20 protein-coding genes are annotated in these 22,950 nt (G+C 73.3%); 8 read left to right on the plus strand and 12 right to left on the minus strand.

Annotated elements, in window-relative coordinates:
* Positions 1-13 precede the first annotated feature (13 nt).
* The gene (locus OG896_RS33520) at positions 14-2,314 is read right to left on the minus strand and encodes a SpoIIE family protein phosphatase (protein ID WP_329371378.1); all 2,301 of its coding nucleotides are present in this window, start codon (positions 2,312-2,314) and stop codon (positions 14-16) included.
* 449 nt (positions 2,315-2,763) lie between these two features.
* On the opposite strand from OG896_RS33520, the gene OG896_RS33525 reads away from it, so the two are divergent.
* Together OG896_RS33525 and OG896_RS33530 are read left to right on the plus strand one after the other, a co-directional pair.
* Complete coding sequence (locus OG896_RS33525) at positions 2,764-3,015, plus strand: hypothetical protein (protein ID WP_329371380.1); 252 nt, start codon at positions 2,764-2,766, stop codon at positions 3,013-3,015.
* A gap of 41 nt (positions 3,016-3,056) precedes the next feature.
* Positions 3,057-3,191, plus strand: coding sequence for a hypothetical protein (locus OG896_RS33530; RefSeq protein WP_329371381.1), 135 nt, complete (start codon positions 3,057-3,059; stop codon positions 3,189-3,191).
* Positions 3,192-3,207: 16 nt separating this feature from the next.
* Here OG896_RS33530 and OG896_RS33535 read toward each other — a convergent pair whose 3' ends face one another.
* Together OG896_RS33535 and OG896_RS33540 are read right to left on the minus strand one after the other, a co-directional pair.
* Positions 3,208-3,900, minus strand: a complete 693-nt coding sequence (locus OG896_RS33535; RefSeq protein WP_329371383.1) for an ABC transporter ATP-binding protein — start codon at positions 3,898-3,900, stop codon at positions 3,208-3,210.
* Positions 3,897-4,985 (minus strand): ABC transporter permease, encoded by a 1,089-nt coding sequence (locus OG896_RS33540; RefSeq protein WP_329371385.1) that lies wholly within the window; start codon positions 4,983-4,985, stop codon positions 3,897-3,899. Before OG896_RS33540 ends, OG896_RS33535 begins: the two co-directional genes overlap by 4 nt.
* 318 nt (positions 4,986-5,303) lie before the next feature.
* Between OG896_RS33540 and OG896_RS33545 the strand changes: the two genes are divergently transcribed.
* Complete coding sequence (locus OG896_RS33545; protein ID WP_329374435.1) at positions 5,304-6,512, plus strand: sensor histidine kinase; 1,209 nt, start codon at positions 5,304-5,306, stop codon at positions 6,510-6,512.
* Entirely contained in the window at positions 6,509-7,147 is a 639-nt protein-coding gene (locus tag OG896_RS33550; RefSeq protein WP_329371387.1) for a response regulator transcription factor, read from the plus strand. Before OG896_RS33545 ends, OG896_RS33550 begins: the two co-directional genes overlap by 4 nt.
* 73 nt (positions 7,148-7,220) lie before the next feature.
* On the opposite strand, the gene OG896_RS33555 is transcribed toward OG896_RS33550, so the two are convergent.
* Positions 7,221-8,420, minus strand: a complete 1,200-nt coding sequence (locus tag OG896_RS33555; protein ID WP_329371388.1) for a cytochrome P450 family protein — start codon at positions 8,418-8,420, stop codon at positions 7,221-7,223.
* Between the two features lie 640 nt (positions 8,421-9,060).
* Here OG896_RS33555 and OG896_RS33560 point away from each other — a divergent pair.
* From OG896_RS33560 to OG896_RS33575, 4 genes are all read left to right on the plus strand, one after another.
* A complete protein-coding gene (locus tag OG896_RS33560; protein ID WP_329371390.1) occupies positions 9,061-9,879 on the plus strand; it encodes an SAM-dependent methyltransferase in 819 nt (272 codons plus the stop codon).
* Positions 9,880-10,393: 514 nt separating this feature from the next.
* Entirely contained in the window at positions 10,394-12,016 is a 1,623-nt protein-coding gene (locus tag OG896_RS33565; RefSeq protein ID WP_329371392.1) for a ricin-type beta-trefoil lectin domain protein, read from the plus strand.
* A 293-nt stretch (positions 12,017-12,309) separates the two neighbouring features.
* Positions 12,310-12,615, plus strand: coding sequence for a hypothetical protein (locus OG896_RS33570; RefSeq protein WP_329371394.1), 306 nt, complete (start codon positions 12,310-12,312; stop codon positions 12,613-12,615).
* Between the two features lie 61 nt (positions 12,616-12,676).
* Entirely contained in the window at positions 12,677-13,966 is a 1,290-nt protein-coding gene (locus tag OG896_RS33575) for a peptide ligase PGM1-related protein (RefSeq protein WP_329371396.1), read from the plus strand.
* A 93-nt stretch (positions 13,967-14,059) separates the two neighbouring features.
* On the opposite strand, the gene OG896_RS33580 is transcribed toward OG896_RS33575, so the two are convergent.
* From OG896_RS33580 to OG896_RS33615, 8 genes are all read right to left on the minus strand, one after another.
* The gene (locus OG896_RS33580; protein WP_329371399.1) at positions 14,060-15,379 is read right to left on the minus strand and encodes a glucarate dehydratase family protein; all 1,320 of its coding nucleotides are present in this window, start codon (positions 15,377-15,379) and stop codon (positions 14,060-14,062) included.
* Complete coding sequence (locus tag OG896_RS33585) at positions 15,376-16,308, minus strand: 5-dehydro-4-deoxyglucarate dehydratase (protein ID WP_329371401.1); 933 nt, start codon at positions 16,306-16,308, stop codon at positions 15,376-15,378. Before OG896_RS33585 ends, OG896_RS33580 begins: the two co-directional genes overlap by 4 nt.
* Positions 16,309-16,459: 151 nt before the next feature.
* Positions 16,460-17,305, minus strand: a complete 846-nt coding sequence (locus OG896_RS33590; protein ID WP_329371403.1) for an NAD-dependent epimerase/dehydratase family protein — start codon at positions 17,303-17,305, stop codon at positions 16,460-16,462.
* Between the two features lie 369 nt (positions 17,306-17,674).
* Positions 17,675-18,385, minus strand: coding sequence for a GntR family transcriptional regulator (locus tag OG896_RS33595; RefSeq protein WP_329371405.1), 711 nt, complete (start codon positions 18,383-18,385; stop codon positions 17,675-17,677).
* Positions 18,382-19,278 carry an amidohydrolase family protein gene (locus OG896_RS33600; protein WP_329371407.1) on the minus strand — a complete coding sequence of 299 codons (897 nt, stop codon included), beginning with the start codon at positions 19,276-19,278 and terminating at the stop codon, positions 18,382-18,384. The genes OG896_RS33595 and OG896_RS33600 overlap by 4 nt, the downstream gene beginning before the upstream one ends.
* Positions 19,275-20,222: an aldo/keto reductase gene (locus OG896_RS33605; RefSeq protein WP_329371409.1), complete on the minus strand. Its 948-nt coding sequence runs from the start codon at positions 20,220-20,222 to the stop codon at positions 19,275-19,277. The genes OG896_RS33600 and OG896_RS33605 overlap by 4 nt, the downstream gene beginning before the upstream one ends.
* Positions 20,219-21,007: a ribonuclease activity regulator RraA gene (locus tag OG896_RS33610; RefSeq protein WP_329371412.1), complete on the minus strand. Its 789-nt coding sequence runs from the start codon at positions 21,005-21,007 to the stop codon at positions 20,219-20,221. Before OG896_RS33610 ends, OG896_RS33605 begins: the two co-directional genes overlap by 4 nt.
* A complete protein-coding gene (locus OG896_RS33615) occupies positions 21,004-22,941 on the minus strand; it encodes a hypothetical protein (RefSeq protein WP_329371413.1) in 1,938 nt (645 codons plus the stop codon). Before OG896_RS33615 ends, OG896_RS33610 begins: the two co-directional genes overlap by 4 nt.
* Between the last annotated feature and the right edge of the window lie 9 nt (positions 22,942-22,950).

Here is a 22,950-nt window from a genome sequence, read left to right on the forward strand (position 1 = left end):
CGCCGGTCGGGGCTCAGCGGGGCCCCTCCTCGGGGAGATCCTGCTCGACCCAGATCGTCTTCCCCTCCTCCCCGTAGCGGGTGCCCCAGCGGCTGGCCAGGGTGGCGGCGATCAGCAGGCCCCTGCCGCCCTCGTCCTGCGCCCGGGCGTGCCGCAGATGGGGGGAGGTGGTGGAGTCGTCCGAGACCTCCACGGTGAGGTGTTCGTCCCGGATGAGGCGGACCCGCGGTTTCCCGCCCGCGTGCTGGAGCACGTTGGTCACGAGTTCGCTGACCACCATCTCGGTGGCGAACACCTGGTCCTCCAGCCGCCATGCCTCCAACTGCTCGCGGGCGCGCGCCCGGCAGTCGGCGACGGCGGCGCGCTCCCGGGGCGACGTCCACGACACGTGGTCGTCCGGGGCGAGCCGTCTGACCTCCGCGGTCAGCACCGCGCCGCCGTCGCGGGCGCCGCCGACCCGGTCGCCCATGAGGGCGTAGACGATGTTGTCGCAGGCCACCTGGGCGTCTCCCGCCGACCTGCCGGCCGCGCGCCGGAGCAGCGCGAGGGCGTCGTCGTCGCCGGGCGGGTGCAGCATCGAGGCCGAGTAGAAGGTCAGCAGCGTGTCCGGCGCGAGCGTGGTGCGGGCCGTCTCGTAGCTGGAGTGGTGGCCCAGCGCGGGGCCCAGCGGCACCTCGATCGGGGTGGTGACGCCGTCCGCGGTGGTCACCAGCGGTGCGGGCCAGTCCGCGGAGGCGAGCGCGAGGCCACCCGCGATCGGGTCGTAGATCGCGTACAGGCAGCGGGTTTCGCCCGCGGCGGGGCCGGCGACGTTGCCGTTGTCCGCTCGCGCCTCGGGCGACGCCGCGTCCTCCTGCTGGATCGTGTGGGTCACGTCGTCCAGGTGCGCCAGCAGTTCGTCAGGGGCCAGGTCCATCCGGGCGAGCGTGGCGAACGCGGTCCGGAACCGCCCGATGTCCACCGAGGCGCGCAGGCCGTGCTGCGGGATCTGGCCCATGGCCAGGCCCACCCGGGCGCCGGACAGCGGGATCACGTCGAACCAGTGGGTCTGGTGTCTGCTCGGGTTCCAGAAGTACGCCGTGCGGACGGCGGGCACCTGGGGTAGGCGCTGCGGCAGCAGCCTGCGCTGCAAGGTCGTCGCCGCGTTGAGCTCGCGGGTGTAGCGGCGCGCGTTCTCCATGTGGACGGCCGCCCGGGCGGTGATCTGCTCGGCCAGCGCCAGGTCATGCCGATCGAACGGCGTGGTGTCCCGCCCGGCCCGGTAGAAGCAGGCCAGCCCCAGCACGCGGCCCCGCTGCACCAGGGGCGCCAGGATCATCGAGTGCACACCCGCCGAACGCAGGATTCCCGCGCGGGCGGCGTCGTGCATGTGCCAGTCCGACGGGCTGCTGCGCGGGTCCACCAGCCGCGGCTTCGTGTCCGCCAGCGCCTGGCTGTACGGAGTGGGGAACGCGAAGCGGCTCGGCTCACCGACCGCGTACAGGCTGGTGAACTCCGTGACGGAGACGAACGCGGCCCGGCGCAGGGGGGAGGTGGCGCTCAGCGGCGGAAGCGGGGCCTCCTCGCCGTGGAAGAGGGCCTCCGCCAGGTCGACGGAGACGACGTCGGCGAACTCCTCGGTGGCCGCCGACGCCAGTTCCTGCGCGGTCTGCATCACGCCCAGTTCCGTGCCCAGCTTCTTGTGCATCGTGACGAGCAGTCGCTCCGCGTCCCGGGACCGGACGCTCTCCGTCACGTTGTGCATGATCGTCGCCGCCCCGACGACATCCGTGCCCTCGCGCAGCGGAAGAGCGAGCACGGAGTAGACCTCCGGCCCCTTCCGGACGTCCTGGACGACGACCGGGCTCGCGCCGGCGGCCCGCTCCTCCGACATGGCCCGGCCGACCAGCGGGCTCAGCGGCAGCGTGGAGTCGAGCTCCTCCACACGGTGACCGACGACGTCGTCGGCCGGCAGGCCGCGCACGGCCAGGCAGGCCGCGTTGCTGCGCACCACCGTCTGCCGGATGTCGTACAACTCCAGGCCCGCGACGGCGTTCTCGAACGCCGACGGCATGTAGGCGCTCTGCACCCGGGCCGTTCCCGGGCTGGCCGCCGATCCGACCGCGGACAGCACGGTGCCCTCGTCGCTCCGCCAGGCGTCGAACTGGACGACCGGCGTGCCGTCCGTCTCGCTCGCTTCCAGCAGGTCCCGCAGCACGTGCAGGGCGGATTCGCCGACGGCGTCGGTCAGGGCGGCCGGCGGGATCTGCGCGGAGCTGCGTACCGCCGTCACCCGCCCCCGGGCATCGAAGCTGAAGGAACCGCTGTCGGGCATCTCGGACCTTCCCTCGCGTGAGGTGCGCGGCCGATCCCCCCACCGGCTCACCACCATTGTCCGGCGCGCGTCGCCCACCTGCACCTTTCGGCCGGTTGCCGCGGTCCGGGTGCAGGGGTGGTGCGTCGGGACGGCCCGGCCGGGGCGTACGCGGCGGGCGGGCGTCCCGGGATCTCGGTCGCCTACACCATGGTCACGATGAGGTAGGCGTTCAGGCTGATCACCAGGGCGCAGATGAGGGCACCGGCCGTTTGCCGTTCCCCGACACCGGAGTACCGGGGGCCGTACGACGAGCCTGGGACCACCGGATCACCGGTGCGTCACCGCGCCGTCACCTTCCCAGCCGCCCGGCGAAGCGGTCGCGGCGGACCGCCGTGCACACGCAGGGAATTCGGTTCCTCGCAGTGCGCGTTCGGGCCCGCGAGGGACCTTTCGGCGCGGATATGTCGATGGACGCGCGATGTTCCCATGGGAGTGACGCGACGCTCGTGCAGTGCAGCGACACCGGCCGTCCAGGCCACCTCGGCTTCCTGCTCGCCGGGGCCGCGATGTACACCGCCTGGGCGCTGCTCTTCGAGGAGACCCGCGGACGCGCCGTCCTGCCGGTCGGCCGTATCGGCCCCGCCCGCGCCACCAGCAGCGACCTCGCCGGCCAACTGCGGGACATCGAACGGCAGGCCGGAGTCCGCCGAACCCTGTGACCGCCGCGTGACGGCTGTTCATGTCATGTCAGGAGGATGCCGTGCACGCGGTCGCGGAGTGGGTGCGCCAGGCCGTGGCCGACGCGGACGACCCCGGAACGGCGGCCCGGAACCTGGCCGACCTCCTGGCCCGCGCCGAAAGCGACCTCACCGACGCCACCCCCGCCCAACCATGAGACCGGGTACGGCGGTTCACCTCGGTTGATCGGGGGTGGCCGGGGGGCGGAGGCGGCCGTCGTGGATTTCGGCGATCCGGTCGGCCGCGGTCAGGTGGGCGTGGTCGTGAGTGACCAGGACGGTCGCGGTGGACCGGTGGCGGGTGAGGCGGGCGATCAGGTCGATGACGGCGGCGCCGCGTTCGTGGTCGAGGGCGCTGGTGGGTTCGTCGACCAGGAGCACGGTGGGGTCGTTCATCAGGGCGCGGGCGATGTTGACGCGCTGGCGCTGGCCGCCGGAGAGCTGGTGGGGGCGGCGTGCGGCCTGGTCGGCCAGACCGACGGCATCGAGCAGGTCCATGGCCCGGTTCCTGGCCGTACGGGGCCGCCGGCCGTCGATCCGCGCCATGACCTGGAGCTGTTCGGCGGCGGTGAGGGCCGGCAGGAGGTTGGGCTGCTGGAAGACGATGCCGATCCTGCGGCGGCGCAGGCCGGCGAGTTCGCCGCGGCTCAGGGCCTCGGTGGGCGTGCCGTCGATCGTGACGGTGCCGGTGTCGGGGGTGACGAGGGTCGCGGCCACCGCGAGGAGGCTGGACTTCCCGCTGCCGGAGGGGCCGATGACGGCGGTCAGGGTGCCCTTGGGGACCTGAAGGGTGACCTGGTCGAGGGCGGTCAGGCGGGACCCTCCGTCGGGATAGGTGAGGGTGATGCCGGCGATGTCGAGGCTCATCGGGTGCTCCCCAGGGCGGTCAGCGGGTCGACGGAGGTGATGCGCCGGACGGACAGGGCGGCGCCGAGCGCGCCGAGCGCGATCATCACGGCGGCCGGGACCAGGACGGTGGCGGGTTCGAGGAGGAAGGGCACGGCCGAGCCGGCCACGAGGGCGCCGACGCCGATGGCGATACCGGTGCCTGCCAGGGTGCCGCCGACCAGCAGGACCAGGGCCTGTCCGAGGGCGTCCCCGAGCAGGCCGGCGGTGGACGCGCCCAGCGCCTTGAGGACCGCGACGTCTCCACTGCGCTGGATGGTCCACACGGTGAAGAAGGCGCCGACGACCAGCGCGGAGATCGCGAACAGGAAGCCGCGCATCAGCTGGAGGGAGCCGTTCTCGGAGGTGTAGGAGCCGATCGCGGACAGCGAGTCGTCCTTGCCGACCGTCCTCGTGCCCGCGGCCGCGTCGGCCGCCTTCACGTCGACACCGGGAGAGGTCGCCAACGCGATGACCGTGGCGGTCGGCCCACCGGCCGTGCCCGTAGGGGGTGCGGCCTTCCGCCAGGTGTCGAGGCTGGTCCACAGGACGGGGACGTGGCTGAAGGAGGCGTTCCCGCGCACCGCCGCGACGGTGACCTGCCGGCCGGCGAGGGCGATGCTGTCGCCCGTGGAGACGTCGAGATGGTCGGCGGCGGCCGTGGACAGGACCACCGCGTGGTCGTCGATCTCGTCGCTGTCGGGGGCCAGCGGGGAGTGCGGCCGCACCCCGAAGGCCGACACCCCGGTGCTCCGGTCGCCCGCGGTCGCCCTGGTGGTGGTGATGCCCAGCGGTTCCGCGCTGCTCACGCCGGGTGTCCTGGCCCACCGCCGCCACTGCTTCTCCGTGACGGTGGAGTCGGCATACGACAGCGCTTCGCCCGTGGCCGGCACGCCGAAGGCGATCCGGTCCGCGGGCAGGCCGGTGATCGCGGAGATGTTCTGCCGGCCCAGCCCGGCGGTCAGCCCCGACAGCAGCCCGACCAGCAGGGTGATCAGCACGATGACGGCCCCCATCAGGGCAAAGCGCCCCTTGGCGAACCTGAGGTCTCTCCAGGCGACGAACACGGCTGGGGCCTGCCTTTTCATGGGGTGGCGCGGCGGTGGAAGCGAGGTGCGTCACGTTCGCCGGGCGGGTGGACGCGAGGTGCGTCACGTGCGCCGGGCAGGTGGACGCGGTGTGCCTCCGCCGCCGGCGGGGTGGACGCGGTGTGTGCCTCCACCGTCGCCGTCAGGACCGCACCCGGGCATCTGGCCCAGGACAGCACTTGCCGCACCGAAAGGCCGCACCCGGTCTGTAACTTTCGACGGAGGCCGGGAGCGGCCGCGTCTGCTTAGCCTGGAGGGACTGTGAACATCACCGCCCCCGCGAACGTCTCCGCCCCCGTGAACGTCACCGCCCCCGCCTTGACCCCGACCACCCGCGCCCTGGCCTGGTGCCTGCATCTGCTGGTCGTCGCCCTGCTCGCCCTGGCCGCCGGCCAGGCCGTGATCGACCACCGCCCGCACGCCGGAGCGGTCATCGCGGCGGCCGCGGCGTGCGCCGTGACGTACGCGGCCGGACCCGTGCTGCCCCGGGTGCACAGCTCGCGCCGGGCCGCCGCACTGTGGCTGGCCGCGATGGGCGCCGTCTGGCTGGTGCTGCTGGCCCTGTCCTCCGACGGGGTGTGGCTGGCGTTCCCGCTCTACTTCCTCCAGCTCCACCTGCTGCCCCGCCGCGCCGGACTCGCCGCGGTCGCGGCCACAGCGGTGTCGGCCATCGCCGGCTACTCCGCACACCAGGGCTCCTTCAGCGCGGCCATGGCGATCGGACCGGCCCTCGGTGCCGCCGTGGCGGTGGCAGTGGTCTGGGGCTACCAGGCCCTGTACCGCGAGAGCGAACACCGCAGGCGCCTGGTCGAGGAGCTCACCGCCACCCGTGCCGACCTGGCCGCCGCGCAGCACGCCGCCGGTGTGCTGGCCGAACGCGAGCGCCTGGCCCGCGAGATCCACGACACCCTCGCCCAGGGCCTGTCCAGCATCCAGTTGCTGCTGCGCGCCGCCGAACGGGCCCTGCCGGACCGGCCGGACAGCGCCGCCCGCTACGTCGACCAGGCACGGAACGCCGCCGTGGACAACCTCGCCGAGGCGCGGCGTTTCGTCGTCGCCCTCGCCCCGCCCGCTCTGGAGGGCACCACCCTCGCCTGCGCCCTGGAACGCCTGTGCACCGCCACCAGCACCCGGCACCAGCTCACCGCGCGCTTCCAGGTCGTCGGCGACCCCGTAACGCTGCCGACCGCGCACGAGGTCGCCCTGCTGCGCATCGCCCAGTCCGCCCTCGCCAACACCGTCCGGCACGCCGCGGCCACCACCGCCGAGGTCACCCTCAGCTACCTGGACGACCGCATCGCCGTGGACGTCGTCGACGACGGGCACGGCTTCGACCCCGGGCGGCTGCCCGTCCCCGACCCGGAGGCCGGAGGGTTCGGGCTGGCGGCGATGCGGGCCCGCGTGCACGCCCTCGGCGGCGCCCTCGCCGTCGAGTCCGCTCCCGGCCACGGCGCTTCCGTGGCCGCGCGCCTTCCGCTCGCGCCCGCAGCAGAGGCCCGCTCGTGACCGACCGCCCCATCCGCCTGCTCCTGGCCGACGACCACCCCGTCGTACGGGCGGGGCTCCGCGCCGTGCTGGAGACCGAACCCGGCCTCGTCGTGGTGGCCGAAGCCGCCACCGCCGAGGAGGCCGTGACCCGCGCCGCCCGAGGAGACATCGACGTCGTCCTCATGGACCTCCAGTTCGGCAGGGGGATGAACGGCGCCGAGGCCACCGCCGCCATCACCGCCCGCCCCGGCGCGCCCCGCGTGCTGGTCGTCACCACCTACGACAGCGACGCCGACACCCTGCCCGCCATCGAGGCCGGCGCGACCGGCTACCTGCTCAAGGACGCCCCGCCGGAGGAGCTGGCCGCCGCCGTACGCACCGCCGCCGCCGGCCGCACCACCCTGGCGGCCACCGTCGCGGACCGGCTGATGCACCGGCTGCGCACCCCCGGCGCCACTCTGACCCGGCGCGAGACCGAGGTCCTGGCCCTGGTCGCCACGGGCCTGTCCAACGGGGCCGTCGGCGACCGGCTCCACCTCACGGAGGGGACGGTCAAGTCCCACCTGGCGCACATCTACGCCAAGCTCGACGTCGACTCCCGCACCGCCGCCGTCGCCACCGCGACCGAACTCGGCCTCATCCGCAGGCGGTAGCGGGCGCGGCACTCCGGCGCCTGCCTCAACTCCTCAGTGCCATAACGCGTCACCGCCTCACCGCGTCACCGCGTCAGCCGGTCCGGACGGGGAGGGACACGAGTCCGCGCATCAGGCGGGTGCGGCGCCACTCCAACCGGTCGACCGGCGTGGCGAGCCCGAGCCGGGGGAAGCGGCTCAGGATCGCGCGCAGGGCGATGTCCGCTTCCGCCTTGGCCAACGGGGCCCCGACGCAGCGGTGGATGCCGTGGCCGAAGGCCAGATGGCCGGTGGCCTCGCGGTCGAGGTCGAGCCGGTCCGGCGCGGGGAAGCGCTTCGGGTCGCGGTTGGCGGCTCCGAGGTTCACCAGCACGGGGACGTCGGCCGGGATCTCGGTGCCGCCGAGCGTGAGGGCCCGCGTGGCGAACCGGAACGTGGCCGTGCTGACCGGCGGGTCGTAGCGCAGCAGTTCGTCGAGGGCGGCGGGGATGCGTTCGGGGTCGGTGCGCAGGCGTTCCAGTGCGGAGGGGTGCTGGAGGAGCGCCAGGACGGCGTTGCCGAGGAAGTTGGTGGTGGTCTCGTGGCCGGCCACCAGCAGCAGCACCGCCAGGGAGACCAACTCGTGCTCGCTGAGGTGGTCCTGCCCGTCGCGCGCCGCGATGAGCCGGTCCAGGAGCGAGTTGCCGGGCCGGGCCCGCTTGGCGGCGACGAGACCGGTCACGTACGCGGCCAGGGAGTGCGATGCCGCGTCGATGAGGTCGGGTTCCCCGGCGGCGAACAGCTCGGCGGACCAGCGTTGTACGTCGGGCCGGTCGGGCTCCGGGACACCGAGCAACTCGCAGATCACGATGACCGGCAGGGGCACCGCCAGGTCGGCGACGAGGTCGGCCTGCCCGCCGACCGGCCACCGGTCCAGCAGTGCGTCGGTGGTCCGGGCGATGAACGGGCGCAGCCGTGTGACGGCGCCGGTCGTGAACGTCCTGGTCACCAGCTTGCGGAGGCTGGTGTGCCGGGGCGGATCGGTGGCCACCATGGTCTGCGCGACCGCCGGGTGCATGCGTCGCCGCGAGTTCCGGCCGGCGAAGAAGGCGGCGGTGTCCTTGGACAGCCGGGGGTCGGCCAGCGCCTGCCGGGCTTCCTCGTAGCCGAGGACCAGGTAGCCGGATTCCCGGTCCGCGCGGGCCTTCCCGTCCGAACCGGCTTCCCCGTCCGAACCGGTGGGCACGGCCTGGACCGGGCACGCGGAGCGCATGGCCGCGTATGTCGGGTACGGGTCGCGGGTGGGGTCGGTCATGTGATCACGCTCCAACAGGCGTCTCGCGGCCGGCAACCCCCGCACGACGGCGGCCTCGACGGTCGCGGGCTCCTCCTTCGGCTCCCCCCGTCACGGCGTCGGCGGCGCGCTGGACCGTCTCCCGGACCGGACCGGAGCGGCAGGGGCGAAGAGCGAGACTACCGCCGCTGGTCTGGCCGACCCGGCGTTGGCGCAGGCGGGTCGAGCGTGTCGAATGCCGGTTGAGGCACCGGGATCGCCGCTCACGCGGCTACCGGGGGAGTACGACGTCCGAGCCGGCGACGCGGCCGGTACCGGCTCGCCGGTGGCGCCGGGCCGGCGGCCAGGTCGGCGGTGATGTGGCAGGTGGGGACGGATGGGCTGCTGGTGTCTTCCCACGTCGGCCGGGCCGGCATCGCCGACGATTCCCCCCGCGCGTCGCGCGCTCGGGATGGGACACTGGCGGAGCCGGACCCGGGGGGATCGCCGTGCATGGCCCAGGAGTTGAGCCATGCCGGCGACTACGGTGGCACCGGCACCGGCATCGGCACCGGCGTCAGGATCTGGTGCCGGCGTCCTGGCCGCGCTCTCGCGTACGGGTGTCCGTGCCGCGCGGTCCGAACGGCCCGGCAGGGCGGATGGAAGGAATGGGAGGACGGCGTTGACCGATCAGGGGTTCTCCGTGGAGGAGATCGACACCGGCAGGCCCCACCCGGCCCGCATGTACGACTACTACCTCGGTGGCAAGGACAACTACGAGGTCGACCGCGAGGCCGCGCAGCGCGTGATCGACCTGTTCCCTGACATCGTGACGATGGCGCAGGGCAACCGGCAGTTCATGCACCGGGCGGTGCGGTACATGGTGGACAGCGGTATCCGGCAGATCATCGACATCGGTACCGGCATACCCACCGTGCCCAACACCCACCAGGTGGCGCACGAGGTGTCGCCCGAGGTGCGGGTCGCGTATGTGGACAACGACCCGATCGTGGCGACGTACGCGGGGGCGCATCTGCTGGGTGCGGGGAACACCGGATTCCTCCTCGGTGATCTGCGCGACCCGCAGAGCATCCTGGGCCATCCGACCATCAGGGAGCTGATCGACTTCGACCAGCCGGTCGGGTTGATGCTGGTGGCGATCCTGCACTTCATCCGGGACGACGAGGACCCCGCGGGGTTGGTGGCCGCCTACCGGGACGCGCTGCCCGCCGGCAGCCACCTGCTGCTCAGCCACACGACCGGCGACTTCCACCGGCTGGACGGCGACGCGGGGGAGGCCCGGGACGTCTACCGGGACAAGGGGGCCACCGCCACCCTCACCCTGCGCTCCCACGAAGAGGTGCTGGGCTTCTTCGACGGCTTCGCGCTGGTCGAGCCAGGGCTGGTCCAACCGCCGCTCTGGCGCCCTGACGAACCGGTGCCGACGGAGGAGGAGTTGGCGCATGTCGGCTTCTACGGCGGCGTCGGCATCAAGCGCTGACTCCCCGGCCGCACCTGGTGCGCGGCGCGGCGGTCCGTAGCCGGGCCGCCGCGCGCCCGCTGCCGCACCGCACCGGCGCGGCAGCGGTCCGCTCCGGCGCACCCGCACCGCACCCGCACCGCACCGCGAGGCGCCACGCTGCCGCACCGCACCGCCGTGCGCCTGCCGTGCCGCGTGCCGAGGCGTGGCGTTAGTCCAGACTATTGACGCGTGCATGTCGCCTGGTTAATTTCGGTGAGCGCTCTCCTCATGGCCCGCGTCCGCCTCCACCGTCACGGCCGCCCCGGCGGTTGCTCCGTTCCATGCGCGAACTCCCGGACTCCGGGGACGATTTGGCAACGTTGTCAGGGTGTCTCGGCAACGTTGTCGGATGGTGTCCGCCCGCCCGGTCCAGCCGCGCGCCCCGCACCTCGGACGCCACCCGCGGGAGAGCGTTCCCGGCACGTCGGCGGTCCTTGCCCGTCCCCGCCGCCGTGTTGGGACCCTCGCCACCCCCACACGAGCAGGTGACAGCATGAAGAGATTGGTCCAGTGGGTGCTGACGCTGGCCGCCGCGACGGGGCTCGCCGCCGCGTCGCCGGCCGCGGCCCACGCCCTCGCTCCGGCCGGCGCGCCCGGCTCATCCGGCTCATCCGGCCAGGTGAAGACCGCACACGCGTGTTCCGCGCCGCTGCACCCCGGTGCCCCGGTCTGCTACGCGCTGGTCCGCACCGACCTGCACGCGCTCCATGACGACGCGCTGTCCCCGCGGGCGAACCCGTCCGGCTACGGCCCCTCGGACCTCCAGCAGGCGTACAACCTGGCCTCCGCCGCCGCGTCGAGCGGCGGCGGGGCGACCGTGGCCGTCACGGAACTGGCGGACAACCCGAACCTCGAGTCGGACCTGGCGACGTACCGCTCGCAGTACGGCCTGCCCGCGTGCACCACGGCCAACGGGTGCTTCCGGAAGGTCAACGGGAGCGGCCAGCAGGGCGACTACCCCGGCGGGGACCCGGGTTGGGGCACGGAGGCGTCGCTGGACGTCGACATGGTCTCCGCGGTGTGCCCGCTGTGCCACATCCTGGTGATCGAGGCCGGCGACCTGGACGCGGCGCAGAACCTGGCGGTGTCGCTCGGCGCCCACTTCATCTCCAACAGCTGGGGGACCGGCGACGGTTCGGGCGACGCCGGCGCCGACGCGGACTTCGACCACGCCGGGGTGGTGGACGTCGCCAGCTCCGGCGACGGCGGCTACGGGGTGAGCTTCCCCGCCACCTCGAAGTACGTCGTCGCGGCCGGCGGCACCAGCCTGCACCAGGACTCCGGTACCTCGCGCGGCTGGACGGAGTCGGCCTGGTCCGGTTCCGGGGCGGGCTGCTCGTCGTGGGAGTCCAAGCCGGCCTGGCAGACCGACACCGGCTGCGGCGGCAACCGGACCGTCGCCGACGTCTCGGCGGTCGCCGACCCGGGCACGGGCGTGGCCGTCTACGACACCTACGGGCAGGGCGGCTGGTTCGTGGTCGGCGGCACCAGCGCCTCCTCGCCGATCATCGCCTCGACCTTCGCGCTCGCCGGCGCCCCCGCCACGAACGCCGCGTCCGTGCTCTACGGCCACGCGTCCGCGCTCAACGACGTGACGTCGGGCTCCGACGGTTCGTGCAGCCCCTCCTACCTGTGCACCGCGACCGCCGGCTACGACGGCCCCACCGGCCTGGGCACCCCCAACGGCCTCGGTGCCTTCAACGGCAGCGGAAGCACCAGCCCGCAGGGGACCGGGCCGATCGTCTCGGGCGTCTCCTCCTCGCTGTGCGTGGACGACCGCTCCTCCGACACCACCAACCTCAACCCCGTGCAGATCTGGAACTGCAACGGCAGTTCCGCCCAGCAGTGGACCGTCGCCGCCGGCAACACCCTCCAGGCGCTGGGCAAATGCCTGGACGTGGACAACTCCGGCACCGCGGACGGCACCACCGTCGACCTCTACGACTGCAACAGCACCTCCGCCCAGGTCTGGCAGCCCCAGTCCAACGGCTCGCTGCTCAACCCCAACTCCGGCAAGTGCCTGGACGACCCGAACAGTTCGACGTCCGAGGGCACCCAACTCCAGATCTGGGACTGCAACGGCACCGGCGCGCAGCACTGGGGCCTGCCCAACTGACCGTTGACCGCTGAGCTCTGAGCGCTCAGCGGGTGGCGTGCCCGACGGAGTTGTCGGGCACGCCACACGCCGTCCCGGGCGGTGAACGCCTCGCGCGGTGCGGATTGCTTCGCGCGACGCGGATGCCCGGGCGCGATCCCGGTCGCAACCTTGACACTGCGTGTCGGCTGGTCAGGTCTATCTGCCGCTTTCCCGGTGACTGATCCGGCGTCGCTACGGTATGTCACCGTCGGCGCCCTTCATGATCCCGGTGAAGGCCGCACACGGCGGCCGAGTCTGCACGGAGGAGACCGATGAAACGCGCCATGAAGACGCTGGGCACCCTCGCCGCTGCCGCGAGCATCGCGATGGCCGTCCCCGCGTTCGCCCAGGCGGCCGCGGGCACGTTGATCGTCGACGGACGCGCCTACCAGAACCCGCAGGGCTGCTACGACTCGAACCGGTGGCCGCTGACCGTGGACAACCAGACCGACCAGCCGGTGGTCGTCTACAGCGGCCCGCACTGCTCGGGTGACCTGCTCCGCATCGTCGGCCCGGGCGAGCGGGCCGTCAGCGAGTTCGGCCAGAGCGTCTTGGTCCCCGACTCGAACGACGACTGAGCCGACCACCCGAGATGTGGCAACGGGGAAGCGGGAAACGGGAAACGGGAAGGACCGGATCATGATTCCGGAGCACGACGACGTCGCTCCGCTGGTTCTTCTCGCGAACTTCGCTTCCCCGGTGCCGGCGAGTCTGGACGCGAGCGAGGCGGTGCGGGGGTGGTCGGAGCAGGCGCCCCGGAAGGTCTGGCTGACCCGGCCCGGTGACGTGCTGGTCAGCCCGGTCCCGATCCCGGAGGACTTCCGGCGCTACGCCGGAGGGCTGCTCGGGTTCCCCCACGAGACGGTGGAGGTCGTCGTCGTTCCGGACCTGCCGGGAACCGGCATGCCGGAGGCCGTCCGGCGGCACGGACTCGGCGGAACCCTCCAGGACCTGGCCCGCCGGCATCCCGGGACACGGCTGCTTCCTCTCGTGCTGGACGGCGCGGCGGTCGCGCTGGCCGCCGAACTCGGCATCCAGGTCTTCCCGTTCGCGTCCGGCCGGCCCGGCGCCGGCGTGCTGGGCGCGGTGGACCGGCTCAACACGAAGACCGGGTTCCGCGCCGTCGCGCGGGAGCGGGGCATCCGGATGCCGGAAGGCCAGGTGTGCCAAGGCGCCGAAGTGCCGGGTGCGGTGGCGCGGATGGTGTCCAGGTTCGGGCGGGTGGTGGTCAAGGCGGACCGCTCCGCGGGCGGCGTCGGCATGCGGTTCGTCTCCCGCGGCGACCCGGCCGCCGGAGCGGAACCGGACGGGACCGGGCTGTGGGTCGTGGAGCGCTGCGTCCAGTACACGAAGGAGGTCAGCGTGCAGTGCGTCGTCGAGGCGGCCGGGCCACGGGTCGTGTTCAGCGGCGAGATGCTCACCCACGACGCCTCGTTCACCGGCTACCGCTCACCGCTTCGCGACGTACCCGCCGAGGTGATCGCGGAACTGCACGCGTGGGGCGTCGCCCTCGGACAGCACCTCGCCGACCACGGGTACGCCGGGCCGTACAGCATCGACGCCCTCCTGGACGACGACGGAACGCTCCACGCCACCGAGAGCAACGTACGGCGCACGGCCACCACCACACCGCAGGCCATGGTCACCCGCCTCGGCCACGCCGCCGGCCGCCCGGCGCCCGCCTGGCTCATCGCCAAACGGACCGCCCGCACCCCGCACACGCTCACCCAGGCCGTCCGGCGCCTGGACACCACCGGACTGGCCTACGGCTCCACGCACGGCGAAGGCGTCGTCCTGTACGCCGGCGGCGCCGCCCGTCCCAGCGGGGCCGGGACCCACTGGCGCTACGCGGTGATGGGCCCCGACCGCCCGCGGATCGAGGAACTGGAGCGCGAACTCGCCGCGGTACTGGACCTGGTCGAGCCCTGACCGCTCCCGGCGAGCCGTCGGACATGCCGCTCCGCCCCTGCCCCCTCTCCGCCCATGAACTCGGAACCGCTGCCGGGCCGACCGGCGCTCAGGTCACCAGCGCGGCTTGGCCGGGTCGAAGTCCGGGTGGAACCGCCGCATGTAGCCCGTGTCGTCGCGGCCGGTGATGCCCTGCCGCAGGTAGTTCTCGTGCAGCCGGGCGAGCGCGTCCCGGTCCAGCCGCACGCCGAGCCCCGGCGACGTCGGCACCGGCACGGCCCCGTTCACGAAGGTCAGCGGATGCTCCACCACGTCGACGCCGAGCTGCCACGGCGTGTGGGTGTCCGCGGCGTACGCCATCTGCGGCAGGGCCGCGCCGAGATGGGTCATCGCGGCGAGGCTGATGCCGAGGTGGCTGTTGGAGTGCATCGACAGGCCGAGCCCCCAGGTCTCGCAGATTCCCGCCAGCCGCACGGACTGCCGCAGCCCGCCCCAGTAGTGGTGATCGGAGAGGACGACCTGGACTGACCCGCGTTCGACGGCCTCGGGAAGGTGGTCGAAGGAGACCACGCACATGTTCGTGGCCAGCGGCATCCCCGCCGTTTCGGCGACGGCGGCCATTCCGGCCAGACCCTCGGTGGGGTCCTCCAGATACTCCAGCAGACCCTGCGTCTCGGCGGCGACCCGGCGCGAAGTCGCCACGCTCCAGGCGGCGTTGGGGTCGATGCGCAGCGGCAGCGTGGGGAACTCCGCGCGCAGCGCGCGGATGGCGTCGAGTTCCTCGTCGGGAGCGAAGACGCCACCCTTCAGCTTGATCGACTGAAAGCCGTACGTCCGCACCATCGTCCGGGCCTGCGCCACGATCCCGTCCGGGTCGAGCGCGGCGCCGTAGCGGTCCGCGTCGCCGCCGGGATGCCGCGCCCACTTGTAGAACAGGTAGGCCGAGAACGGCACTTCGTCGCGCACCCGGCCACCGAGCAGGTCGTGCACCGGACGGCCGATCGCCTGGCCCTGGAGGTCCAGGCAGGCGACCTCGAACGCGGAGAAGACCCGCAGCGCCGTCTTCTCCGGGCCCATCCCGCCGGCGGGCCCGAGCTTCTCCGCCGGTGCCTCGGCGGTGCCGAGCAACCGGTCCACCACGGACCTGAGATGCTCGGTCCGGAACGGGTCCAGCCCGACGAGCAGCGGTGCCACCATACGCAGCACCGTCAGGTGCGAGGCGTCACCGTAGGTCTCGCCGAGCCCGACCAGGCCGTCCCCGCAGTCCACTTCGACGATCGCGCGCAACGCCCACGGCTCGTGGCAGCCCACGGCGTTGAGCAACGGCGGATCGGGGAACGCGATGGGCGTGATGCGCACGTCGATGATCGTGGCGCGCCCCGAGGGGCTCTGCGCCCCGGCGAGGCCGCTCTCGGTGGGGAAATCGGTCGTCATACCCGGGACTCCTCCAGTCGATGACGTGCGGCGCGTCCACGCGCCACGATGGCGGCGAGCTCCGCGACATGCTCCGGTGTGGCCGCCACCAGCGGCGGGCGGACGGTGCCGACGGCCAGCCCGGCCAGCTCCGCACCGGCCTTGACCAGCGAGACCGCGTAGCCGGGAACGAGGTCACGCAGCGCGGCGAACGGCTGGTAGAACTCGGTCAGCAGGACCTGCTGCGCCTCCTCGTCGCCGGACCGCACGGCCCGGTGGAACGCGGTGGCGATGTCGGGGGCGAAGCAGTGCACCGCCGAGGAGTAGCTCTCCACGCCGATCGCCCCGTAGGTACGGGCGCTGAGTTCCGCGGTCGGCAGGCCGTTGAGGAACGCGAACTCGGCGGCGCGGGAGTGCCGGCTGGTGCGCACCGCGGTGACCAGGCGCAGCATCGCGTCGACGTCGCCGCGGCCGTCCTTGATGCCGGCGACGGTCGGGATGTCGAGCAGTTCGACCGCGGAAGCCGGGTCCAGGACCGCGTTGGCCCGCTGGTAGACGATGATCGGCAGGGGCGTGGCATCGGCGACGTAGCGGATGTGCCGCACCAGCCCCTGCGGCGTGGGCGTCAGCAGGTAGGGCGGCAACAGCAGCAGTCCGTCGACGCCGCATTCCCGCGCGACCCGCGCGAACTCCCGCGCGATGCGCGGGCCGCCGCCCGCTCCGGCGAACACCGGCAGGCGTCCGGCGGCCCGTGTCACCGCGGCGTTCACGACCTGCCGGTACTCGTCGAGCCCGAGCGCGGTGAACTCGCCGGTGCCGCACGCCACGAACAGCCCGCTGGGGCCGGCCGCGATCTGCGCTTCGAGGTGGTCGGCGAAGACGTCCAGGTCGACGTTGTCGTCATCGTCGAACGGAGTCAGCGGAAAGGAGAGCAGTCCGGAGAGTCGCATCCTCGCACCTCGCATTTCATGACGTTCATGGATAAATCTCCGATTCAGGGGTGGTGTCGGCCCAGGTGGTGCTCGGCCGACGGTCATGGACGGGTGACGGTCACGGACGGGTGGTGTTTACGGACGGGCGGTGGTCACGGGTGGACGGGGGTCAGCCGGGCCGGCCCAGGGGAACGGCGCACCAGGAGCCCCCGAGGCGCGGCGCACCCGGGTCGGCAGGGCCCGGTGCGGCCGATCGGCGGATCACCTCGGGCGCGAACTGCTCGGCGTCGTCGAGCGGGTGGTAGCCGATCGCCTCACCTTCGGCCAGGCTCACCCAGCCGCGGGTGTTGCGGCTGACCCCCCAGACGATCCGGTAGCCGGGATCGGGGCAGCTCAGGCAGGCTTCGACGAGCCGGTGGCCGTCGGCCGGCGACAGCCACGTGGACAGCCCGCGGATGCCGACCGGCGTCGGGAACCAGCTGCCGATGCGCAGGCAGATGACGTCCATGCCGAAGCGGTCGTGGTAGAGCCGCCCGGCCGACTCGATCGCGGCCTTGCTCCAGCCGTAGAGCGTGTCCGGGCGGGCCGGCACGTCGGCGGCGACCGGAGCGCCGTCGTAGCGGTGGAAGCCGACGGCGTGGGTCGAGGAGGCGAGCACGACCCGCGGGACACCGGCCAGTCGGGCCGCCTGAAGGAGGTTCAGCGTCCCGCGCACGTTGCGGTCGAGCACGTCGTCCAGGGTGGACTCGACGCTCTGGCCGCCGAGATGGACGACAGCGCTGACGCCCCGGCATGCCTCCAGCAGCGCCTCGGCGTCGGTGAGGGAGGCCAGCACGGTCTCCTCGGCGCCGGTCCCCTCGATGGCGGGAGGCGCGGTGATGTCGAGGAGCCGCAGGGTGCGGCCCGCACGCGCCGCCGGCGGCCGCAACTGCGTGCCGACCCGGCCCGCGGCGCCCGTGAGCAGTATCCGGGTGGTGTCGGCGCTGCCGGTGGAGTGCGCGCCTTGCCGGGTCATACGGAACCTCCGATACGGGGTGGTGCGCGGCTGGGCGTGTCAAAGGCAGGCAGCGGCCTACGCCGTCGGGCAGCCGGAGCAGGGGACTTCGCCACCCGGGGGTGCCGTGGCGGCGGGCAGGGGCACCGGCGGCAGGCGGGCCGCTTCGGCCGGCTCCGGGGCAGGCCGAAGCGCCGCCGGACCGCGAAACCAGCGCCCGCGCGCCCGCCGGTTCGGCGCAACCGCAGAGGGTGATTCGGTGCCCCGCCGAGGGCGCCCCGTGCCGTCGACCGCGGACGCGGACACCCACGCGCGGGCACGGGTCACGCCCGCGAGTGACGGATCAGCCCGCTCCGGACGGGTCACGCTCTGCCGCGGAAGCCGGCGCCCTTACGACATGGGGAGCTGTTCGTCGTCCTCCGGCGGCGGCTTGGAGCCGATCTGGGCCTCGCCGGTCGCGTGCAGGCGGAAGGCCAGCGCGGCCTCCTCCACCCGGCCGTCGGCCAGCATCTCGACCAGGCGCGCGTGTTCGGCGACCAGCGTGTTGAGACCGCCGGTGTAGAACGGGTTGGAGATCACCCGAAGGCTCCAGAGGCTGGGTTCCATCACTTCCCACAGCCGGGGCAGCAGGTGGTCGCCGCTGGCCTGGCAGACCAGGCGGTGGAAGGCCATGTCGCTGTCGCGGAAGCTGGTCGGATCGTCCTGCCGGTCCGCCCGCCGCATGTCGTCGACCACGGCGCGCAGCTGGTCGACGTACCCCTCGGCGCGGCGCTTGGCGGCGGCTCGGGCGGCGTACTCCTCGAGCAGGCCGCGCAGTTCGCGGGCCTGCTCGGCCTGCTCGACCGAGATGCTGGCAACCCGGCTGCCCAGCCGCGGCACGTGCGTGACCAGGCTCTCGTGGACCAGCCGCTTGACCGCCTCGCGCACAGGGGCCTGGCTGATGCCCAGGCGCTTGGCGATGTCCGACTCCACGATCCGCTGGTCCGGCACCATCTCGCCGCTGAGGATGGCCGAGCGCAGCAGCCGGTACACGCGGTCGGACAGCAGGCCGCCGGATGCCATGCCCTTGCTCTGTTCGAGCAGATCATTCAGCCCAGTCATGGGTTCTCCCCCTGCAAGAGTGTCGTCATTCTATTCGCGCTACCGGCGGTGTCCGGCGGTCCGAGTCCGTAGGCAGCGGCGGCGGTACCACCCCAGACCGCGGCGGTCTCGTCCGCGGTCAGCCCGCCCAGCGCGCGGGCCGTGGTGCGGGCCACGTCCCCGTACGGCGCCCACAGCGTGCTGACCGGCCAGTCGGAGCCGAACATCAGCCGGTGCGGGCCGAACACGTCGAGCGCCACCCGGGCCACGTCGGGCAGCCGCACCCCGCCCGGTTCCGCGGTGGCCTTGCCGAGTCCGGACAGCTTGGCCACCACGTTCGGCAGGGTGCCCAGCGGTGCCAGCCGCGCGGCCCATCCGCGCAGGCCGTCCCGCCGCACGTCGACGGCCGAGATGGCGGCGTGGTCGACGGCGAACCGCACCTGCGGCAGATCCCTGGTGGCCTGGTAGGCGTCGTCCAGGGTGCCGTTGCCCAGCAACAGGTCCACGGTCAGGCCGCGTTCGGCCAGCGCCGCCATCGAGCGCCGTACCCGGGCCAGGCCGAGACGGGCGCCGTCGCCTGCCCCGACCGGGTCGCGCAGCCCGACCAGCGCCGAACCCCCGTCGCCCGCACGCAGCGCGTCGATGGTGTCCACGACGGCGGCGTCGCCCAGATCCCCGTGGATGACGACACCCGCGATCCGCGCGGACCGCGCCGCCAGGCCCAGCAGCCAACGGCTCTCCGCGACCGTCCGCCCGGCCTGCACCACGATGTGCGTCGAGGAAGGCGCGGCGGCCGCCACGAGGTCGTCGAGGCCGAAGGAGCGCCGCAGTTCGGCGTCACCGGCGGCCCGCAGCCACGCGTGGTCGTGCAGGTCGGGGTCCCACAGGTGGACATGTGCGTCGACGGTGATCACGGCGTCGGCACCGCCGCTTCGAGCAGGCCCGCCGCCCGCAGCTCGGACCAGACCTCCGCGGGGACCGCGACGTCCAGCATCGCCTGGTTCTCCCGCACTTCGGCGGCGGTCCTGGCGCCGACGACCAGAGCGGCGACGGCGGGGTGCCCGAGAGCGAACCGCAGGGCCGCCGCCTTCATCGGCACCCCGTGACGCGCGCAGATCTCCTGGACGGCCAGGGCGGCGGCGAGCCGGTCCGGCGACACCGTCCGGTAGTCGTACCGCGCGTCCGGCCGCGGGTCGGCCAGCAGGCCGGAGTTGTACACCCCGCCGAGAATAACCGCGACGCCACGGGCCTCGCACGAGGGCAGCAGGCCGGACAGGGCGCCCTGGTCGAGCAGGGTGTACCGGCCGGCCAGCAGCACGCAGTCCACGTCGACCCGGGCGACGATCCGTTCGAGCATCTCGCTCTGGTTCATGCCCGCGCCGATCGCGGCCACCACGCCCTGTTCCCGCAGGTCGGCCAGCGCGCGGAAGGCCCCCGCGAGCGCCTCCTGCTCGTGATCGTCGGGGTCGTGCACGTGCGCGATGTCCACGCGGTCCAGGCCGAGCCGGGTCAGGCTCTCCTCCAGGGACCGCATGGTGCCGTCGTAGGAGAAGTCCGGCTCCATCCTGCTCGGGTCCCCGGCGGCCGAGCGGTAGCCGACCTTGGTGGCGACGGCCACCCGCGACCTGGGCACCTCGGCCAGCGCGTGGCCCAGGCGCCGTTCGGACACGCCGTTGCCGTACCTGGGGGCGGTGTCGAACAGGCGGGTCCCACCGTCGAGTGCCGCACGCACGGTGCCCGCGGCGTCGGCTTCGGAGACCGGCTCGTAGAGGTTGCCCAGCGGCGCGCACCCCAGGCCGAGCGTGCCGATCGTGAGGCCGGTGCGGCCCAGCAGGGTCCGGTCCGAGACGCGGTTCATGACCGCCCCGCCCGGGTCTGGTCGCGCCACTGCTCGTACTCGGCGCGCGACTCCGACGTCAGCGGGTAGTAGTTGCTGAGCCGGGCGCCCTGGTCCAGGCGCATCCGGCTGAACGCCTCCCAGTCCTGGTGGTCCTGGGCGTGGGCCGCCACCTGCGGCGCGGTGCGCTGCGGGACGACGACGGCGCCGTCGTCGTCGGCGACCACGATGTCGCCCGGCATGCACAGCACTCCGCCGGCCGCGATCGGCACGTCGTACGCCCAGGGGAAGAGCTCCGACTGGGAGGCGTAGTGAGGCGTGGTGCCGGTGCACCAGATCGGCACGCCGAGTTCGCGGACCCGCGGCGCGTCCCTGATCCTGCCGTCGACGACGATCCCGGCGCCGCCCTTGCGCTTGAAGTAGCGCACCAGCATGTCGCCGAGGCAGCCGCTGAACGCCGATCCGTACGCCTGGATGACCAGGACGTCGCCGGGCTGCACCTCCTCCAGCACCGCCCACAGGGCGGTCTGGCGTTCGACGGCCTCCTGGGCCAGGCCGCTGGCGATGTCCTCGCGCTGCGGCATGAACTGGAGGGTCAGCGCCGACCCGGTGATCCGCTGCCCGGCGTCGAGCGGCCGCGGCCCTTCCATCCAGGTGCGCCTGATCCCCAGGGCGTGGAGCTTCGCGCACGCGGTGGCGCTGCTGACCTGGCCCATCTGCGCCACCGTCGCCGCGTCGGCGCGCTGGTAGGCGTCGCCGCGCACCGGAAGGGGGAACACCGGCTGGGCCTGCTCAACATGCGTCATTTCTGCTTCTCCTGGAATCGGTCGAACGTCGGGTGGCTCGGGGTGAACTGACGGCGGCTGACCGACAGGGTCAGGTGCAGCCGGGTTCCCGGTGGCAGGATCACCAGCAGGTGGTTGTCCGCCACGTCGATGCGCCGGGTGCTGGTGGTGAACCGGTCGGCCCGGTAGGCGCGGCTCCGGCCTGGGTAGCCGTCTTCGAGCTCCTCCACGACGACCTGGTCGATGCGGTCCTCGGCGAACGCGCCGGCCTGCACCGTCACGCGCCGCTCGCCGGTGTTGCTCAGGTTCACCAGGTGGACGACGATCCGGGCGGGGTCGATGTCCTCGACGAGGGCGGCGACGTCGGCCGGCAGGCCGGGCCGGGCGCGGTCGGCGTCCCAGTAGCGCACCCCTGCCTGCTGGAGCCCGCCGTTGTAGAGGGCGGCGGGAGCGCCGGTGGTCAGTTGCACCAGGATCTCCGTCACCACCGGGTTGAGCCGCTGCCAGCGGTGGATGTCACCGGGGTCCACCGCCGGGTCGTCCGCCCGGATCAGCGCCATCCTGCGGGCGACCTGCCCGAGCGCCATGGCCAGCGCCCGGGCCGGGTAGTCGGGGTTGCGGCCGGCCAGGTAGGACAGCCACGGCGCCTCGTGGCCGGCCTCCTCCTTGTCGCGGAAGGCGTGCACGGTCGTCCAGTCGTAGCCGCACTCGGCCTCCACCCGGCTGAGCCGGCGCTGGTCCCGCGTTTCGCCCGAGCACCACCAGATCCAGGCCGGGAAGGCGAGTTGCAGGGGCTGGCGGTCGAACCAGCCGTGCAGGCCGCGCCGGTACGGCACCAGTTGCAGGTCGCCGTCGGCCTCGGCCCCCAGGCGCTGGCGCCAGGTCATGGCCATGCTGGAGTCCCCGTCACGGATCGGCCCGCGGGTCGCCTCGGCCAGCACCTGGTCCAACGGGGCCCGGGCCAGGTCGAACCACGCGCCGTTCTCGCCGGTGACCAGAGCGGCGTTCATGGCGGCGATGACCGCGACCGCGCCGACGCTGTGCAGACCGTGCGGCCAGGTCCAGCCGTACGCCCCGCCGTACCAGCGGCCGCCGTGCAGCTCACCGACCTGCCCGGCCGGTCCCACGTTGTCGGGGACCGCGCCGCCGCAGCCGGCCGTCCTCTCCTGCCAGGCCCGTACGTACGCCACGAGCCAGTCGCGGTAGCGGGCTTCGTGCGAGTACAGCCACGCGTTGGCGATCAGCGAGGTCGAGGCGAGGTTCACCGCGACGTCGCCGTCGCCGAGCCGGCGGTCCATCTCCTCGCCCATGCGCCGCGCGTTGACGGGGTCGGCGAGGTCGTCCCAGGTGTCGATGCCGGGCAGGTCCTCCAGGGGCAGGCCGTAGGGCCGCATGCCGGCCAGTTCGGCGCCGTAGCCCGCGGCCCACTCCTCGTTGACGCCCCGGCGCGGTCCGCCGCTTCCGGTGTGCGGGGCCCGGATCATCCGCCGCGGCCCGTCCACGTTGCCCGCGGGCGAGGCGGGCAGGTAGAGGTCGGCGAAGCGCAGCGCCCGCCGGCGGAACTCCTCGTCGGACGGGTCGGCCGCGCAGATCCCGTAGAACATGAGCAGCGACTCGCCCTGGTGGAACCAGTCGTACCCGCGCTCGTACTCGTCGATCAGGAAGCCGGCGTCTGTCAGCTGCCGGGTGACGCCGTTCCAGTGCCTCTTGCACGCGTCGAGCAGGTCGTCCGCCCCGCCGAGCAGGTAGAGCATGGGCCAGTTGAAGAACGGCTCGTAGAAGTCGTCCGCCCCGTCGCGTCCTTGAAGCGTCCCGTCGAAGCGGAGCCCGCCGTCGGGGTCGCAGTACCTCTCCTCGAAGACCCTCCACACCTCGTCCAGCGCGGAGAACAGCCGCCGCTGCAGCACGGCCCAGGCCGGCGGCTCGCCGGCCGGCACGGAGGCGGTCACGGTCACGGTCGCCGG

The organism is Streptomyces sp. NBC_00669, assembly GCF_036226785.1.
In the GTDB taxonomy this organism is placed as follows: Bacteria; Actinomycetota; Actinomycetes; order Streptomycetales; family Streptomycetaceae; genus Actinacidiphila.